Consider the following 18,657-nt stretch of genomic DNA (forward strand, 5'->3'; position numbering starts at 1 on the left):
GCTACGAGTAACATACTTGGTCGTTGCTTATGCCACGTGATATCTGAAAATGGGGCACACCACCTCCAAACAATGGACAAGGCTGTTCGACCAAGCCACACCTCCGTAAAGGCCTTGCTCATATGATAAACTCATACAGGCAGAGCTTTTTCTCCGGAAGCAAGACGTAAGTGGGCGGGCCAGCGGGGTCGGCGAAACAGGCGGGAGGGGCTTGTGCGGCTCCGCGCAACGGGGCTGCATGAAGGACCGGGCGCCGCTTCCTCTAGCTGAAGCAGCGCAGCGGATCGGCGGCGATCGCCGCGTAGTCGAGGCGCTCCGCGACATCGGAGTCGGCGAGCAATTCGCGCGCAAGAGCGCTGTACTCGCGCGCATCGTCCTCCCGGCCCATCAGCAGCAGCAGCGCCGTCATCATCGTGTGCAGCCGGCCGCTGAGCGGGCTCAGCTCCGCCAGCTTGCGGAGCGAATTGAGCGCCATGTCGTACTTGTGCTGCTTGACATACAGACCCGCCACCGCTTCGAGCAGCTCCGCATAACCGAGCTCCAGCTCGGCCTGCCGCGGCGCCGCCCATACGTATCCGCTTCCCGGCAAATAACCTTCGCCGTACAGCCGAATCGCCTTGAGCGCATGCGACAGCGAGCCGGTCCGCTTGAACTGCCGCAGCTCCTCTTCGTAAGCCTCGACGTCGCTGTACGAGACCGGCAGGTGCGCGGCGTAGCTTCCTCCGTCCGTCTTCGACTGGACGAGCGGGTCCGCCAGCCCGGCGGCTTCGAGGTCCTTGCGCAACTGATACACTGTCGTGTGCAGCGTAACCTGCGCCCGCTCGGGATTTCGGCCGTACCAGATATCTTCCAGCAGCCGGGCTTTGCCGACCGGCTTTCCGTGAGATTGATGCAAATACGCCAGCAGCTCTCTGGACTTGGAATTGCGGAATCGGACCGGCTCCCGGCCGGGAGTCAGCACCGTAAACGGACCGAAGCCGTGAACCGCGAGCCCGCGGTCGTCCGCGCCTTCGCTCCCGTCTTCGCTGCCGCCATCCTCTTGCTTGCCGCCGTAGGAGCGTCCGCTGCGCTTGCTCCACCGCTCGAGAATCCGCGCCAGATCGCCGACGGCGAACGGCTTGAGCAAATAATCCAGCGCTTCGACCTCGAACGCGTCCTTGGCGAACTGCTCGTGGGCGGTCAGGAAAGCGATCTGGATCTCCGGGCGGCATTGGCGAAGTCGGCGGCCAAGCTCCAGACCGTGTATTTTCGGCATTTCCATATCCAGCAAAGCGAGATCGATCCGCCCTTCCTCGGCAAGCGCAAAATCCAGGCACGCCGTCGCGCGATCGAACAAGCCGGCGACCTCCACATTACCGAACGATTCCAACAGCTTGCCGAGCCGGTGAAGAGCGGGCTGCTCGTCGTCAACCGCGATCACTCGAATCATCGTCTTCCCTCCGTTCCCCGACTTTGGCCGCGTCCGGTATTCGCAGCGTGATTTTGGCTCCGCCGGCGCTTCCCGTCCCGATCTCCGGCTCGGTTCCGAACAGGCGCAGCATCCGCTCGCGAATGTTGCGCAGCCCGACGCCCGCCCCGCCTTCCGAATATCTCGCCAACTGCTTGACGACCGATTCGGGTATGCCCGGCCCGTCATCCTCGACGCTGACGATCGTCATCCCGGCAGCCGCGGCCACCGTCAGTACAACCGTTCCCCCGTCTTCGCTCCGGGTAATCCCGTGCCGCACCGCATTCTCGACGAGCGGCTGCAGCGTCAGCGGAGGAAGCAAGCATTCCGTCCCCTCCTCCACCTCGTACCGGACGCGCAGGCGATCGCCGAATCGCGCCTGTTCCAACTGCAGATAAGCCTCGGCCAGTTCCAGCTCCTTGCGCAGCGGCACCAGTCTGTCCTTGTTGCGAAAGTCGAAGCTGCCCCGCAAATAGCGGCTCAAGTGCAGCAGCAAGTCGTGTGTCGTCTGCGGCCGCTCAAGCGAAAAGGACAAAATCGTGTTCAGCGCATTGTACAAAAAATGCGGCTTAATCTGCGCCTGAAGGAACGCGAGCTCGGAGCGCACGGCTTCCTCGGCGGACCGTCTCATCTCCAGCAACGTACGCGTTCGGGCCCGCAATTCGTAGGCTTCGAACGGCTTGGTCAAATAATCGTTCGCCCCGGCCTCGAAGCCGAGCATGACGTCCGCCTGATCGCCGCGCACCGTCGTGAGCAGAACGGGCAGCTCGCTGAGCGGGTACGCGCGGCGGATTTGGCGGCATGTCTCGTACCCTGTCCGGCCGGGCATCATCACGTCCAGAATGATAAGCCCGATCGCGCGGCCTTCTCTTTCCAGCGTCTGCAGCGCCTCGTCCCCGCTGGCGGCGGTCACGATGCCGTACGGCTCGTCCGCGAGCACCGCTTCCAGCACGCGCAGGTTCACCGGATCGTCGTCGACGGCCAGAATGAGCGGCTGACGCGGCTCGCGGTGCGAACCGCTCCGTCCTTGTCCGGTCGCCGTGCCCGGGCGGTCTGCGGCAGCTTCCGCGCGATAGGCGGCCAGCGACGCCGTGGCGCGGGCTTCCCTCTCTTCGTCGTAGGGCTGTGGCTTGCCGGCGGCGATCGGCAGGCTGACGGTGAAGGCGGAGCCTTGACCGGGAACCGAAGCGACGGCGATCCGTCCGCCATGCAGCTCCGCCAGCTTCCTGGCGATGCCGAGGCCAAGCCCCGCTCCGCCGTACTCGCGCGCGACGGACGTCCCGACCTGCTCGAACGATTGGAAGATCGTCTCCAGCTTATTTTCCTCGATGCCGATGCCGGTGTCGGCCACCGTCAGATGAACCATTTCGCCGTCCGCCCGCGCGGATACCGTCACTTCGCCTTGCTGCGTGAACTTGACCGCATTGCCGATCAGATTGTAGGCGATCTGGAGCAGCCGGCTTTCGTCGGCATAGACGGGCGGCAGCCGCTCGGGCCATTGCAGGCGCAGGGCGACCGGCTTGGTCCCGATATAGTGGCGGAACACTTCCTCCTGCGCTGCGATAACCGAACGAAGATCGACGGACGAGCGCTCGAGCTGGATGGCGTTGTTCTTCAGGCGCGACCAGTCGAGGATGTCGTTGATAAGGTTGGACATGCGCCGCGCTACGGAGACGACCAGCTCGAGCCGCTCCCGCTGACGGTCGCTGACCGGGTCATCCTTGCCTTCCGCCAGCGATTGCACCAGATTCAACATGCCGTGCAGCGGCGTCTTGAGCTCGTGCGAGGTATTCGCGAGAAATTCGTCCTTCATCCGATTAGAGGCGATCAGTTGCTCCGACATCGTGCCGATGACGCGATAAGCGCTCGTGAATCTGCGGGCCAGCTCCATCGCTTCAATGAAGACGAGCAGGATGAGGCCGTACGGCACCAGTTGAACGTCGCCCCCCGCCGTCCACCCGTTGCTGTATAAAATATCATGCAGCGCCGCGCCACCAAACAGCAGCCATCCCGTCAGTTGCGGCAGCGCTCCGTCCCTTCCGCGGACGTGCGCTTTGCCGAAGCCGAAGACAATGTAGGCAAGGCTCGCGAGGGAGACGAGCTTGTACGAGTCGATCAGCCGCGTATACGTTTCCGCCGGCAGCAGCAGCACGCCGGCCATATAGGCGCCGCCGATCCAGGCCAACGGCAGGATGACGGCGGAGCGGTATTCCCGCGGATACAGCTCCCGCACGAATAGCAGCGCCGCCGTAATGCCCCCGTAATAAGTCAAATATTCCAAGGCGATCAACAACCGGATATCGGTATGCGGAAACAGCTGCACGATATACATGTCGCCGACCGCGCCGAAGCGGACCGCACCGAGAATGCAGCATACGCCAAAATAGAGATTGGACCGCTCGGAGCGTCGCATGACGTATAATGCCATCTGGTACAGACCGAGCAGCGCGCATCCGCCGAACACGGCCAGTTCCGCAATCGCCGTCCGCAGCCGGCTCGCCGCCATATCGCGCTCCGTTCCGAGCGTCATGCTGTACCAGATGCCGCCGTGCGGGTACAGCTCGTTCGCGATCTGGACGACGATCTCGAACGAGGCGCCGGGCGGCGCGAAGGTCGCCGTCTGCGGCTTGTAAGCGGCCCGGACCGCGGTGCGGTCCGCGGCGACGAAGCCGGTCTCGGCGATAACCCGACCGTCGACGAAAATGCGATAAGCCGGGGCGATCGCCGGTATGCGCAGCGCCAGCGTTCCCGGATTGCCCTGCGTCACGACGGTGAGGCGGTAGGCGGCATACCCTTTGCCGGGCAATCCCGCTTCCCGCCACTCTCCGGGCACTTTAACATCAAGCGGGCGCAGCTTCGCCCGCTCCGCCTCCGCGCCGGTCGCCGGCAGCCCGTTCCAGTAGAGCGCCCATTGGCCGTTCAGGGGAATGGAGCCATCTTGGGCGAGGCTCCACTGCCGCAGGTCGAGCACGCCGTCCACAGCGCGTGGTTTGCCGCCCGAATGGAGGACCCAGGCGGCAGCCGCGCCCAGCAGAACAATCAGCGTCGCCAAAGCGGCCGCAAGCCGCAGCGGCCGGCGCGGCCGCTTCGAGGGTAGGGTCATGGATGCTCCAGCACGCCTTCCGGTAAGATTGTGACTCTCATTCTAGCATATTTCGCCCCGTTGCGGACCGCCGCCCATCGGACCGCAATCAGCCGGGCCATGCTAAGCTACTTCGCCGCGACGAACAGCCGGACGGGCGCAAACAGCACGCACAGCGATTGAAATGCGATCGGCAGCCATCGCGTTTTCGCCGGCTCATCCGTCGCTCTCCTGTCATGCATATCGGCGGCAAAAAGCGGCAAAGTCGGCATACGGCAGCGCATAGACGTTCACCGTGCCATAGTCGGTTTCCCGGGTTCCGGCCAGCTTCGCCAGCTTGCCGTACAGCCGGTTCGTATAAACGTTGTCCGCCGCTGTCGGAATGCGCACTTCCGCCGTGTCCGGATTCGCCTCCGCAATCTGCTCCGCGAGCGCCTGCAGGCCGCGGAAGAACGTCCGGTTCCCCCGGTAGCGCTCCGTGAAGAAGCTGTTGCCGAGCACCGCAATCTCCTTGCGCCCGAATCCTTCCTCCGCCAGTCCGAGCACAAAGCTGCCGATTCCGATCACCTCGTCCGCTTCATTCGTCAGCAGGCCGCCGCGCCCTTGCCTCATCGTATCGCGGACATCCTTCAGGGCGAACGCGACCGGATAGCCGGGTACGATGCTCGTTCGATGCGTGATATAGAACTCGGTGTATCTGCTCCACTGGCTCGTCGTCTCGCACACCTCGATCCGTACCACTTTCCCTCCTCCTCCATCTTTATTGTAGAAATATTTTCAATATATTCTTGTATTTAACATCTATTTCGATTATATTTATCGTACATTCGACAAAGGAGATGAATCCACATGGGACAATCCGGTGTCAACGCGCCTCCGATGGAAGCTCCGCCGCGCGATTCGGGCAGCAACGACAATTCCAAGCAATAAGCTTGGATCGGGGACCGGCAGCGATGCCGGTCTTCGTCATTTCGCGCAGCCGACGAAGGCTCGCAGACGGGCCGTGGTCGTCCAGTAGAAGTCCAGCGGGCCGCAGCGATGCTCTCTCGTATGGTCGAGGTCGGCGATTTTGCCGAACAGGTTGCGGAGACGTTCCTCGGGCGCGGCGTAAAAGCCGATCGCCTCCAGCAGCCGGGGCCATTCGAGCTCGCGCTCGACGAGCGCCGCGATCGCCCCGACCGGCTCCCTGCCGCTTCGCACGTTCTCGTCGAGATAGAGCAGATGAACCTCCATTCGCCCGCGATCGGCATAATTGTCCTCGCCCGTGCCAAGCGCGCAGGCGATCGCTCCGCGCACGTTTCCAGCGCCGTCCATCGCGAGCAGCAAGCCGTCATCGCGCATGGCCGCATAGAGCGAGTGGACGATCGTGCTCCAGTTGTACGGGACACCGAGCTTGTCGGCATGCCGGCACAGAAACCGGACTCCCTCCTCCTGCAGCGGCTGCGTGTCGGCGACCCTCCAGTTCAGCATCACGATTCCCTCCCCCGCATTCTTGATTCAAGCGAGCTTTCCAGCGTTTTCCGAATAGCCGGATACTGCTCCAGCAGCGGATGAAAATGATCGTACGACAGCGACAAGAGCAGGCAAGAAGTCGCTGTCACGACGGTCGCCGTTCTCGGGATATGCGCCATCAGCGCGATTTCTCCGAAATGATCGCCGTCCTCGAGCGTGGCGACCTTACGGCGGGAGCCGCCGGCAGCGGCAGCGGCGACGAAAACGTCCACTTTGCCCCTGGCGATCAAATAAAACTTGTCCCCGCTGTCCCCCTGCTCGACCACCGTAGCGCCCGGGGCGAACGGCTCGGCGACGAACAGCGCAGCCAATCGCTCCAGCGCGGTCCGCTCGATGCCGCGGAAGAAAGGCAGCCTGCCGAGCCGCTCCGGCTCCACTTGTGCGCCGGCGCCTCCCGGTGTCAGCACGAAACCTTGCTGCTTATCCCACATCCGGCGATACAAGCCGTCCTGCGCGAGCAGCTGCTCGTGCGTTCCTTGCTCGGCCAGCGTCCCCCGATCGAGCACAAGGATAAAATCGGACTGCGCCGCGTAAGCCAGCCGGTGCGTCACCGAGACAATCGGCCGCGACCTGCCGAGCGACAGGATGGTCTCGCTCACGGCGCGCTCCGTATCCGGATCGAGCGCCGAAGTCGCTTCGTCGAGGAACAGCACGCCCGGCTCGCGAACGAGCGCCCGGGCCAGCGCGATCCGCTGGCGCTGCCCGCCGGAGAGGTTGTCACCATAGTTGCGGACGATTGTAGCGTAGCCGTCGCGTAAACCGGCGATCGTCTCGTGCACGCCCGCCGCCCGCGCCGCCGCTTCGATCTCCGCGTCCGTCGCGTCCGGCTTGCCGACGGCGATATTGTCGCGGATCGTGCCGTGCAGCAGCACCGAATCCTGGAAGACGACCGCGGTCTGCCGCAGCAGCGAATCGTAGCGCACTTCGCGAACATCGTGCCCGTCGTAGGCCACGCAGCCGTCCTGCGGGTCGGCGAAGCGGAGCAGCAGCTGCAGCACCGTGCTCTTGCCCGAGCCGCTCGGTCCGACGATGGACGTGCAGCCCCGCAGCGGAATATCGACGGTGATTGACTTCAGTGCCGGCGTGCCCGGCTCGTAGGCGAACGTCACGGCGCGCAAGGACAGCAGCGAACGAATCGGCGGCAGCTCGCGCTCCCCCTGTTCATCGACTTCGGGCTGCCAGTCGAGCGCCTGCCGCAGCCGCTCCAGGCTTGTGCGCGCCGTCAAATAATAGGGCAGCGCCGCGGTTACTCCGAAGACCGATTGACCCGCCGTCGCGAATACCGAGTTGAACGCGATGAACTCGCCGATCGTCAGCCATCCGTCGAAAGTCAGCCAGCCGCCGTAAGCGAGAATAACCGCCGTCAAAATCGACATTGCCAAATACGGCAGACGCGTCATATTCGCGGCGACGAAATTCCGGCTCGCGCCGATGCGCGCCATCGTGCCGAGAACCTCCTCCACCCTCGCGAGCATACGGCCTCGTAAATTAAAGGCGCGGATTACCGGGAACGCTTTAATATTTTCGTCCAGCATGCCGTTGAATCGTTCGAGCTCCAGCAAATAGGAACCGTTTAAGGTCATCGAGCGTTTTTTGAGCAGCCGGTAAGGCAGGAACAGGACAAGCGCCCCGACCAGCGCCGCGAGCGTCAGTCTCCATTCCATCGTCAGCAGAATAGACAGGCCGATCAGTGCGCCCGCCGCCGACAGGAACAGACCTCTGAACGTTTGCAGGACGGCGGCTTGCAGCGCGGGAATGTCGTCGGAATAGCGGGCAAGCAAATCGCCGATGCCGAATCGGTCGTAGAAGCGCTTCGATTGCAGTTGCATATGCTTGAACAGGCGCAGCCGGTAATCGAGCAGAAGGCGCGTGCCGAGCCGGGCGCCCGCATAGTCGCCGGCCAGACCGGCCGCGACGTTAAGCGTCCCGAGCAGGATGAGCGCGCCGACGATAATGGCGAGCGCTTCGCCGCTTCGCGGCAACAGCGCCCGGTCGAGCAAATATTGAAAGCTGAGAGAGGTCAGGTAGCTGAACAGGAGATCGCACAAGCCGGCGGCCATCAAGAGCGAGACGAACAGAGGAGACGAGCGCGCGGCGGCGGCGATGATTTTCCATAGTCCCATACACCGGACTCCTCTTTTTCTGCGATTTTTACCGCCGCATGCGGACGGTTTGACACTCATTGTACCGCTTTGAGCTGTGGATGAAACTGAAAAGAGAGCGCTTCATGTCAGGTTTGAGCGGCCATTTGCGGAAAATATCGGTGTTAGGGGGGAGGGAGCTTCGTGGAGAGGCGGGGGTTGTGGAGGGGAAGAGAGCGGGCGCGAAGCTGCGGCTCTCCGCTAAACCTGACAGCATTGGGGGGATTCCCCTCACCGACTCGGAAAGTCATTGCGCAAACCGCGACTAGAAATGGAACAAGATGGGAACACCTAATGGCTGGCGCAACCCAACAAGAACAGGAGAGATCCCGATGAGAAAATACGCGAGCAAAGCCGCTTGGCTGCTGGCAATCGCCCTCGTGACGTTCGGCGCCCCCGGCGCTCTCGCCTCCGAGCCGACGTCCAGTCCAAGCCCGAATCCGAATCCGAGTCCCATCGCGGCCCCTCCGCCGAGCGCGAGCCCGTCCCCTTCCGCCGCTCCGAGCAACGCCGCATCCCTTAAGCTGAACCGCGTTCAGTTCGTCGATTCCAACCACGGATGGACACTTGGGACAAGCGAGGGGGACACCGGCACGAGAGTATGGCGAACGGACAACGGGGGGAAAAGGTGGCATTCGAGCCTGCTTCCGGACAACGTGCAGAACGCATCCTTCCAGATGGCCGACGCCAAGCGAGGCTGGGCTGTCGGCCCGTCCTCTTGTTCGGAAGAGGCCGGCGCGACCGTCTGCTCGAAGCTCTCCATCTTGAATACGAAGAACGGCGGAGACTCGTGGACCGTTCAATGGTCGAAGGACGACCCGAAGGCGAGCGCGGACAACGAGGTCGCCGCCGTCAATGACGAAGCCGCCTTCGTCCGCACCGGCACCCGCATCTGGCGGACGGACAACGGCGGGAAGGAATGGACCGACGTCTCCCTTCCGAGCGCCGAAGCGTCTCCGTACCGAATCTCGTTCCCGAGCGACAACATCGGCTATGCCGCCGGGCGGCTCGGAACGGCTTGCCCCGGCCCGGGCCTTGTCCCGTCCGACGCGAATGCCGATTGCCGCACCGCCGTCTGGAGGACGAAGGACGGGGGCCGCAACTGGACCCTGCTCGCGAACGCTCCGAAGCTGAGCGGCGAGTGGTCCCCCGTCGACATTCAGTTCACCAATGAGAAGAACGGCTTCCTGCTGCTGGCGAACCCGAATACGCACGGCTCGCGCCTGTACCGCACGACGAACGGCGGCGTTAGCTGGCAGCTTCGCAACGAGAAAATTCCGGGCATCCGCCCCTATCCGGTCAAGCTCGACTTCGTGAACGCCAAGTTCGGCTACGTGCCGCTCAGCGTCGGCGCCGGCCCGGTCGACGGCGGCCTGCTCCGCACGATGAACGGCGGCTCGTCCTTCACCAAGCTGGACGATCCGCGCCTCGTCAGCGTCGAGGACACAAGCTTCCTCTCGCCGCAGATCGGCTGGGCCGCGGCGATGAACCCGCAGAACCCGAGCGCCAGCCTGCTGCTCGGCACAACGGACGGCGGCCGCAACTGGCGCGACGTCACGCCGTCGTCGCGCTAGGCGGGAGCGGCGGACAGCCCCCGACGCTGCCGGCACGACGGGGGCGGGCATGGCCGGAGGCGAAGACGATGCTGCATGCAGAAGGGCCGACGGGCCGCCTTTACTCACAGGCGGGCGTCGGCCCCTTCGCTTGTTTGTTTCGGTTCTCCGCTCCGGTACCTTTGGCGATTTTATGCGATTTTTCACATTCGTCGGCCGGGATGGAGGGGGAATTGCGGCGTTTTATACGGTTTTTCATATATATCCGGCAAGTCGGGCCGGAAATTTCTCCATGAATGTGATTTTTCACATAAAACCGGCCAAAAACCCCGTTTTCGGGCAGCACCAATGTGATTTTTCGCATAAAATTCGGCGGTCGTTGGCAGCGACGGCGGACCGCTGGCAGCGTCGGCGGGCTGTCGGCAGCGTTGGCGGGCTGTCGGCAGCGTCGGCGAACCGCTGGCAGCGACGGCTGCCGGCCCGCCTCTGGAGCCCGCCGGCCCGTCGTCAACCGCGGCTTGAGAACGGAGTCGAGATCAGCAGCGTTCCGGTGATCCCGCCAAGCTCGATTGCGGCGCCCCAGGGCGTGTCGAGCCGCTTCCACTCCAGGGCTTCGCCCACGAGATGCGGATAGGCGGAGTTCAGCTTGAAGTCGGTCGACTCCTCGAACCCCGGCTCCGGGAACACGATGACGTTCGCATCGCGCAGTCCCGTCGCCTCGATCCGTCTTCTCATCCGGATGCTGACGGACGGGACCTCCTTGCAGGCGAGCAGCGTCCGCTCCTCCTGCCGCACGAAGATGCGGCACTCGGCCTGCCAGGCGCGCGGGAGGCGGTAGACGGAACAGCCGTCCGCAAGGCGCGTCTCCCATCCCATGAGCAGAGGAGCCCCAATCGGCAAACGCAGCTTCAGCTCGACGGTCGTATCCGGAACGTATCCCGAATAGATGAAGGCCCCTCGGCTGCGGTGCGTCATCAGAACGGGAGTCTTCGCGTTCGGGTTCATCTTGTCCAGGCGAACGACGGTGCCGAGCTCCGCCAGCAGCAAGCGCAGCAGGCTCTCCGCAGGGAAGAAGCGGTCCGGCGCATCGGGAATAAGCAGATGCTCGTTCCGCTCATGCCGGTTGGCATTCGTGCCGCGCACCCAAGCCGCCGCTCCGCCCTTCCAATCGGGAAGGCGGCGGATCAAAGCCGCAACCCGGCGCTCCGCTCCCTTGCCGACATAGGCGGCTGCCGCCGTATGGCGATCGCCCTCGTCGCTTAATCGCGCATCCACGCCGCCGTCGGACATCTCGGGGCGGTGCATGATTCGCTGCGGCCAAGCGCCTTCCCCGAGCCGGTCGGCAGGCAGCCGCAGCTCCAGGTCCAGCTCGCCGTCAAGCGGCGAGTCGAGCGCCAGGTTCAGCGCATCCAGCAGTCGGCTTCCGGCATGACGTGCCGCCCCATAGAAGATCGCCTTGTTCCCTGCGGCAATCCAGCCGAGCAAGGCCGCCTCCCACTCGCTGTTCTGCTCGGGAACCGGCGTAACGATAATCGAGCCGTTGTACAGGGCCGGGAATCGGCGCACCGTCGCGACGAAGTTGTCGGAGGACACGACCGAGCTGAGCGGAAGCCCGTTGTTGATCGCCCCGCGAATGAACCAGTCCTCGAAGAACGGCCGCTCCAGATTCGGCTCCGCGCCCTCCGCGGCGGCATGGTACTCCCGGAACGGATACACCCATACGAGCGGAGCCGGCGCGTCGGGCTTGCGTTCGTTCGCCTTGATCAAGTGCGGAATCACTTCATTGGGCACCTGCTCCGGCATCTCTCCGAGGCAGTTGTCGACGGTAAGCACATTCAGGCGGTTCGCCGCGACGGCTTCGCCGGAGGCATTGATCCGGGAGAGGGCCATCGGCAAGCAGATGTCGTGCGGCTGGCCTTCGTACCGGTCCAGCCACGGGCTGTTCATCCACCAAGGATCGTGCACGTAGAAGCGGAACAAATAATCGTCGCCGGAGGGCAGCTCGGCGATTCTCGACATATGGCCCGTCAGCTCCAGACCGAAGTCCCCGTTCAGCGCCGCCCAAGGCGAGTTCGGGGGAGGCAGAATGCCGAAGCCCCCCTCGTAGATGCCGCGCAAGGGAACGCCGTCCGTCGACAGGTCGATGCCTGCCGTTAGATTCGTGCCCCGGGTCTCGACCGGAACCTCGGGGCATTCCGCGCGGAACCGTCTCCAGAACTCCAGGATGCGCTCTTGCGTAGATGCTGTTTTCTCAGGGTGGAAGGTGTGCCCGTCATAGGTCGCTCCGGTCGTCCCCCACGTCTCGGTGCCGAAGCCGAAGCCGTTGGACAGCCACATATAGTCGAACCCCATATCGCGAAGGAACAGCCGGCATTGCCTGCCGAAGAAGGTGCCGAACGGCGTGCCCTCCGGAATTCCGTCGGGGAAGCCGGCATAACGCCGGGAATCCGCATGAAGAACGCCGTAGCAGCAGACGAAGCTCGCGCGCCCCATCGTATCGCCGTGGCAAATCTCGTTGTGCCGCTCGTACTTGAAGGAAGACTTGGCGAATTCCGGTCCCGGATCGAACGTTGTGCCGACCGCGACGGGCTTCGCGAACATGGCCGCCCCGACTTCCTTGATCGTGCCGACGAGCTCGCGAAGAAGACGGTAGGTCAGCGTCGGAGGATGGTCCGTATAGAGATAGCTCCGGGTGTGCAGCCCGATGCCGTCCGGATCGACCGCCGGGTCCCACCTCTCCCGCGGGTTGGCTCCTCCGATGTATTTGGCCCATTCGACTTCCTTGTCCGGATCGAGATCGTATTCCAGAATCTCCGAGCCGTCCGACGTCCACAACAGCACTTGAATCCGGTCCGCATTCGCCAGCAAGGGGCTCCATTGGCCGAACATGCGGCGGCATACGGCTTCCCTGTCCGCGGGCTCCAAACTCTTGAACGGCTTCAAGCTTACTTCCAGCGTGATGCTCTTAAGCGATTCCATGTCTGACTCTCTCCTCCTGTCTGTACCGGTCCTGCCTGTGCCTGTTATGGATGTGCCTGTTATGTGGATGTGCCAGTTATGGAATGACTCCGATCAGCCCGAGGTGGAAGCGGGTTCCCCCGCACTCCTCCCGGTTGCCGTGCACCACTTCGATCTCGACCCGGTGAAGCCCCCGCTCCAGCGGTCCGCCGACCCAGTACAACTGGAACCAGCCGCCGTCCCCGCACCAGGCGGGCCTCTCCCTTGAAGATTGGACCGGCTCTCCATCGTCGATGCGGTAGACGAATTCGGCCGAGCGCTTGCCGAAGTCGAAGCCGAGCGCCAGCCGCGTTCCCGCGAACGAGAAGCTCATCTTCGAGCCGAGCGCCGACGTGCACAGCAGGCAGTCGGTCCAAGGCAGGACGGCCGTCGGCCGAACGAACAGCCAGGAGCCTTCCAGCTCCACTTGCTCGAACGGAACGAGTGCGGCATTGGCCCACGCATGGTCTTGCCCTGAATCCTCCATGTACGGCGGCGGGATATGGGAAGAAGCAGCCTTCTTCCGAGAGAAGGACCTCCCGCCGCTCGCCGGAACCTTCCCGTCAAGCTCCGCGCTTATGAATTCCATCACCGCCTGCGCATAGCTCCAGCTTCCGCGGTGGGTCGGATGCAGGCCGTCCGGCAGCCACTCGTCCCAGGTCATCAGCCCGGCCTGCACCTCCCGCAAGGCGTGAAGCCCTACCCAGACGGAGCCGATGCCGTAGTGCTCGGCCAGCAGCTCGAATTCGCGGATCGAATCCGGAATCTCCCCCCGCATCATCGACTCGTACATCCGCTGGCTGTACGTATAGACGATAACGAGATCGGTCGTCCCACCCGCCAGCAGCTTGCGGATCAAGCCCTCTCGCGTCCGCATTCTCCGGTCCGCAGGGGTCATGCCGTCATTCACGGCATACTCGAGGAAAATCAAGTCGCACCCGCGTCCAATCAAATCCCGCTCCGCCCGGAACAGCATCAAGTCGCTGCCCGTTGCCCCGATCGCCGCATTCTCGACATAGATTCTCGTCTGCGGATAGCGGGCGGACAGCCATCGATGGACCGGCTCCGGCCAATTGTGCGCCGAGGGGCCGTATTCCGTAATGGAACCGCCGGCATAGCCGACGGTCAATCTTCCCTTCTCCAGCGCCCGCCTCGTATGAACAAGCGGTCCGCGATGCCTGGCGACGCTCCAATCGGGGTTCATGACGTTCCCCTTCCCGCGCCGCGAACCTCGATCCGCTCGAACCGGTTGGCCGTGAAGCTCGTGCCGAAGCCGATGGAGCCGCAGCGCCAGTCGGCTTCCCCGACCCCGCGATCGTCGCGGACACGCACCCCGTTCCGTTCGAACCGGAAGTCGGCTCCGCTCGCGGTGACGCGAATATCGTTCGGCTCCTCGACGTCCGGGTACCGGAAGGCAGCCGGCTGTCCAACCTCCTGCCCGACGCCGTCCCGGTAGCGGTACAGGCGGACGAAGCCGTCGAAGCCGCATTGGTACAACCAATAGTTGCCGGAGTTCCGGTAGCGGAACACGAAGCCGACATACGTGTTCGGACGCTCCGAATCCAGACCGTACCAGACGATGGGCGGCCGCTCCGAGGTCCACCGAACCCGGAACTCGCAATCGCTCCACGTCTGATCGCCGCCGCTGAGCAGCGTGGCATACCCCGCCCCGCCGCCGATGGACAGCTCCACCGTCGCCTCGGCGATGTTCGTGTTGCGCAGCACGAGACCGCTCCGGCCAACCGCGTCCTCCTTGTTATCCTCGTCGCTGCAGCCGGACGCCCAGTCCCCCCGGCCCTCCACGATCTCCCACTCGTCCGGCACCCCTTCGCCGTCCGCAGCCGGCGTCCACGGCAGAGACAGATTCGGCACGACGGCGAGGCGGATGTCCGCGAAGGCGGAGGGCTCCTCGCGGCTTGCCGCGCGCAGCACAATCTCCGTGCGCCCCTCCGTCCGGGTCGGCGCCCGGTAAAGCCCGGTCTCGTCGACCGAGCCGACATCGAACCGGCCGGCCTGCGATCCCTCCGCCGCCCCCGCCGACATCGCTGACCAGTCGAGCTCTTGCAGCGTTCCTTCCGTCGGCAGCGCCGTCAGGCGAACCTCGTTGCCAACGGGAAGCTGCGTCCGCAGCGGGAACGGATGGACGATCGCCATCGGCTCGCAGACCGGGTCCCACGGCGCGCCGTGCTCAAGGACGGCGATGACGTGGAAGTCGAGCGCCGGAATACGGAACCGCACCCGGCCGTCGCGGAATTCATACTCTCCTTCTTCCAGCACAGTCCTTCGGCGGCTCGACGGCAGGTCCGGCGTTGTCAGCCAGATGCGCTTCACCGGCTCGTCGACCGACAGCTCGATCTGAACATCGCGCTGCACCGCCATGCTCTGGCTCCCGTTGTCGTAGTTCCCGTTGACCGCGTGAACAATTGTCCGATCCGGCTGGCGGAAGGCGCTTGTCCATATCCGCTCCCGGTCCGCGCGGAGATGCTGCGGCTCGATCCATTCCAGGTCCCGAAGCAGCGGCCCGAGCTCGCGAATGAACTTCACCCGATTGGCGACGATCGCGTGCAGCCCCCGTTCGTAAGCGCCAAGCCGGTTGTAGAAGCTGCGGAAGGCGCCCGGGATTCCGCCTGCGGCCATAATTTGCGCTTCCGCGATCCGCACGTAATTCGGCCATACGGAGAAGTCCTTCGGCGCGACAAAGCGGCTGCCCGCGAAGTCGATAAAATAATAGAATCGCTTCGGAGCGACGGCCCGGTGCGCTTCCCTCATCTCGGGAATGAGATGATAGGTGCCGTCGAACGGCTCCGTCTCGGCCCCGGTGAAGTCGTGGCCGGCCGGCAGACCTTGGAGGCGAAGCGGGTACGAGCGGACGTAGAAGTCCGCCAGCTCCCGCCCGTTCGGCTGCGCCCCGCAATACATCGTGAAGTCCTGGCCGCCGTACCCCCGGGAGTTCGTCGAGACGAGAATCGGCCGATCGTGCTTCTCCATGGCATAAGCCCGAAGCCGGGCGATGACGTCGTCGATGCTCTCGGCCGTGCCGTGATCGTATTCGTCGATATGAATCGAGCGGACGCCAAGATCGATCTGACGCTTGAGCTTGGATATGATCAGCCGCTTCCCGCCCTCGGTATTGTTGCGCAAATAATGAATCGGGCTTCCCGTCGAGACGGGGCCTCCGTCCGCCTCCAGAAGGTCGGAAGCCGTCATGTCCGGGGGCGCGGACTCTGCGGACGGAGCCCAGTAATAGGCGTCGATGCCGCCCCCGATTCTTGCCCCTTGCTCCTCGAGCGACCGCAGGCTCTCCCGGATGCCGGAGAATCCGCGATCCTGCAGGGCGGTGCCGATCCATTCGAACACCGCCCTCTCCAGATGCTCGGGCTTTAACACCGCAGCCAGCCGCCTGATCTTCGAATCGTATGCGTGCTGCGCGAACAGCCAGATGTCCATGATGCGTTCAGACCTTTCTTCCTGTAAAATCAACCTTCATCTTGCCCGCCCGAAGCCGCACTTGCTCGCCGTTCGCATAGACGAAGCCCTGCAAGCCCTCGGGCAATTCGACGATGCCGGATAGTCCGCCTTCGTCGTCCCGTGCGAAGCGGACGCGAATGACGCCAAGCGGGTGGACCATCTCCCCCTCCGCTTCCCTCAGATCTCCAAGTCTCGGAGTTATGGCTACCTCTGCGAAGCCCATGGAGGAAGGACGAATGCCCAGCACCGTCGCATAGAAATGATAGAGCGGATGAGCACCCCAGGCATGGCAGTCGGAACGCGTCTCGTCCTCGAACACCTCGGGCGTCGTCCGGAAGCCTCTGCTCTCCAGCTCGAACCACTGGCCGAGGCGATCCATGGGCAGCGAGCCGCCTTCGAGCAACGAATAAACTTCAAACAGGTAGTGGGCAAAAAAAATCGAGGTCCGCGTCAGCCGACTGTCTTGAGCAAGTCCGACCTCCACCCTCCGTGCGCGCTCCTGTCCGATAGAACCGCTTAACAGGGCCATGCATTGCGCATGCTCCGAGTAGGCGCCCATCTTCCGGTCGTCGGCGTACAGGCCGCGCTCTTCGTTCCAGAAGGCGCGGTCCGCCGCCTCGGCAAGCGCGGCGGCCAGGCGCTCCCAACGACTCGCCAGCTCCTCTTCGCCCATGTACCGCTCCACGGCCGCCGTCTGCTTCAGCGCGCAGACGGCCAGCCAATTGTAAATTCCGCTGATCTCCTCGCCGCCGTGAGGGGGGATGCCTCCGGGCCATTCCGCCTGCCAGTCCATGAAGTTCCAGCCTCTTGGCGAGCGCAGCAGCCCGTCTTCCGAACGGAGCAGCAGCCGCTCCAGGACGTCGCGGACGCCCGGCAGCAAGCCCGCGAGGACGGAGCGATCGCCGCGCCACAGCGCGTAGTCGTACACCATTAAGACCCACCAGAAGCAGAAGGAAGGGATGATTTTGCCAGAGCCGTCCGGCCAAGCGCAAGCGACCAATCCCGTCGGATTGCGGCGCGAACGTTCGAACATCTGCAGGCTTTTCACCGTCAACCGGTCGTCCTTCGTCAGTACGTACTGCAGAAGCGCCTCGAGGCGGGAATCGCCGACGTACATCATCTGCTCCCAGTAAGGGCAATCCATGTAGGTCTCGTGCATGCACAGCTCCTGGCTGCGAAGGGCGATCGGAACGAACGCGTTCCAACGATCGTCGCTGCAGCGGAACTCGCTCTCGATCCGCAGCGGGTACCGGGTCTCCGTCAAGACGACGGCCTGAATCCAGAGCGGCTCGTCGGCCGTTATGACCGTAAGCTCGGCGTAACGGCCGGCGTGCCACCATAACGTCCCCCATCTCCTTCGGTCGCCGCCGTCCGGCAGGAACGTATCGCCGATTCCGACGAAGCGGCAGTCTTCGATATCGTTGCGGTTGCGCTTCACCACCCGGTTGCCTTCCCGGCGGTACAGCGCTTCCGCGAAGCGAAGACGAATGGCCGAGCCGGCGCCGCCCGAGGTGACCAGCTCGGGATACAAGCAATAGTAATTGTCCATATCGATCACAATTCGGCGCCCTGTCCGCGGAGGCACCAAGAGCGGCTGCCCGGCGTTCAACAGCGCCGACCAACTGCCGCTCTCTTCCGGAAGATGCAGGCTCCGCTCGATTGCGGCATCGGACGTCTCAAGCGAATCCGCCGATGCGACATATCGAACGTCGACTCCCGTTATCGGTTGCTCCAGCATGGGGGGAAGCCCCGACGGCTGCATGATATGCTTGCTGTCGGCGGACGTATAAACGTAGCCGTTATTCCCGCTGTGAAGCGGCTCGGCCGTCATCCACCCATCGCCTTCTCCACGTTCGAAGCCCCAATCGTGAAGGCTTCCGTCAAGCAAGAGCTTCGCTCCGGTTCCGATTCCCTTGGAAGCGACTTCCGCGAATCCATACCCGCGAAGCCGCTTGGATTGCCATTGGGCATTGCCGGTCCCGATGACGCCCGTCCAGCGCTCGCTCTCCGGAGCCAGGATGAACCCCGGTCCGATCGTCGCCTGGGCCCACGGCTTCAGCTTGCCGAGCGACCAGACGCGGGCGGCCAGCGTATGCGCTCCGGGCCGAATATCGAATTCATAGGATTCATAGAACCAGTTCGACTTGCCGCCTCGCTCGCTGCCGCGGCCGACCCTTTCCCCATCGTAATACAGCTCGTAACGCTCATCGGCGCTGACGTGAACGACGACTGTATCGCCCTGAAGAGCTTCGAACCGAAGCGCGAAGGCCGACACGAAGGGAGGCTCATGCCTCCCGGGGTGCCGAATCCACGCGCTTGGCCAGTAATCGTCGTATTCCCACGGCAGAAGCGTCTCGCTTCGTTCCCTCTCATGGTCCTCGAACGGGTGCCGATCGCGCGATATTTTTTTGACCGGCATATGTGGCATTGGGAAAATCGCGGCCTCCTCTTCGATCT

The 18,657-nt window shown here is 63.7% G+C and carries 10 protein-coding genes; 1 reads left to right on the top strand and 9 read right to left on the bottom strand.

Annotation, left to right across the window (positions count from 1 at the left end; all coding sequences use genetic code 11):
- Positions 1–262: 262 nt before the first annotated feature.
- From E6C55_RS23880 to E6C55_RS23900, 5 genes are all read right to left on the bottom strand, one after another.
- A complete protein-coding gene (locus E6C55_RS23880; protein ID WP_136372336.1) occupies positions 263–1,429 on the bottom strand; it encodes a response regulator in 1,167 nt (388 codons plus the stop codon).
- Entirely contained in the window at positions 1,407–4,550 is a 3,144-nt protein-coding gene (locus E6C55_RS23885) for a hybrid sensor histidine kinase/response regulator (protein ID WP_136372337.1), read from the bottom strand. The genes E6C55_RS23880 and E6C55_RS23885 overlap by 23 nt, the downstream gene beginning before the upstream one ends.
- Positions 4,551–4,763: 213 nt before the next feature.
- Positions 4,764–5,270, bottom strand: a complete 507-nt coding sequence (locus E6C55_RS23890) for a hypothetical protein (protein ID WP_136372338.1) — start codon at positions 5,268–5,270, stop codon at positions 4,764–4,766.
- Positions 5,271–5,495: 225 nt separating this feature from the next.
- Entirely contained in the window at positions 5,496–5,999 is a 504-nt protein-coding gene (locus E6C55_RS23895; RefSeq protein ID WP_136372339.1) for a hypothetical protein, read from the bottom strand.
- Positions 5,999–8,164, bottom strand: coding sequence for an ABC transporter transmembrane domain-containing protein (locus tag E6C55_RS23900; RefSeq protein ID WP_168735848.1), 2,166 nt, complete (start codon positions 8,162–8,164; stop codon positions 5,999–6,001). Before E6C55_RS23900 ends, E6C55_RS23895 begins: the two co-directional genes overlap by 1 nt.
- A 350-nt stretch (positions 8,165–8,514) precedes the next feature.
- On the opposite strand from E6C55_RS23900, the gene E6C55_RS23905 reads away from it, so the two are divergent.
- On the top strand, positions 8,515–9,756 hold the full coding sequence (locus tag E6C55_RS23905; protein WP_136372341.1) for a beta propeller repeat protein: 1,242 nt from the start codon (positions 8,515–8,517) through the stop codon (positions 9,754–9,756).
- Positions 9,757–10,242: 486 nt separating this feature from the next.
- Here the strand turns inward: E6C55_RS23905 and E6C55_RS23910 are convergent, their stop codons facing one another.
- From E6C55_RS23910 to E6C55_RS23925, 4 genes are all read right to left on the bottom strand, one after another.
- Positions 10,243–12,714 carry a hypothetical protein gene (locus E6C55_RS23910; protein WP_136372342.1) on the bottom strand — a complete coding sequence of 824 codons (2,472 nt, stop codon included), beginning with the start codon at positions 12,712–12,714 and terminating at the stop codon, positions 10,243–10,245.
- Between the two features lie 76 nt (positions 12,715–12,790).
- On the bottom strand, positions 12,791–13,936 hold the full coding sequence (locus tag E6C55_RS23915; RefSeq protein WP_136372343.1) for an SGNH/GDSL hydrolase family protein: 1,146 nt from the start codon (positions 13,934–13,936) through the stop codon (positions 12,791–12,793).
- A complete protein-coding gene (locus E6C55_RS23920; protein WP_136372344.1) occupies positions 13,933–16,179 on the bottom strand; it encodes a hypothetical protein in 2,247 nt (748 codons plus the stop codon). The genes E6C55_RS23915 and E6C55_RS23920 overlap by 4 nt, the downstream gene beginning before the upstream one ends.
- Before the next feature lie 7 nt (positions 16,180–16,186).
- A complete protein-coding gene (locus tag E6C55_RS23925; protein ID WP_136372345.1) occupies positions 16,187–18,628 on the bottom strand; it encodes an alpha-L-rhamnosidase-related protein in 2,442 nt (813 codons plus the stop codon).
- Between the last annotated feature and the right edge of the window lie 29 nt (positions 18,629–18,657).

It is taken from the genome of Cohnella fermenti, assembly GCF_004801405.1.
Classification (GTDB): Bacteria; Bacillota; Bacilli; order Paenibacillales; family Paenibacillaceae; genus Cohnella; species Cohnella fermenti.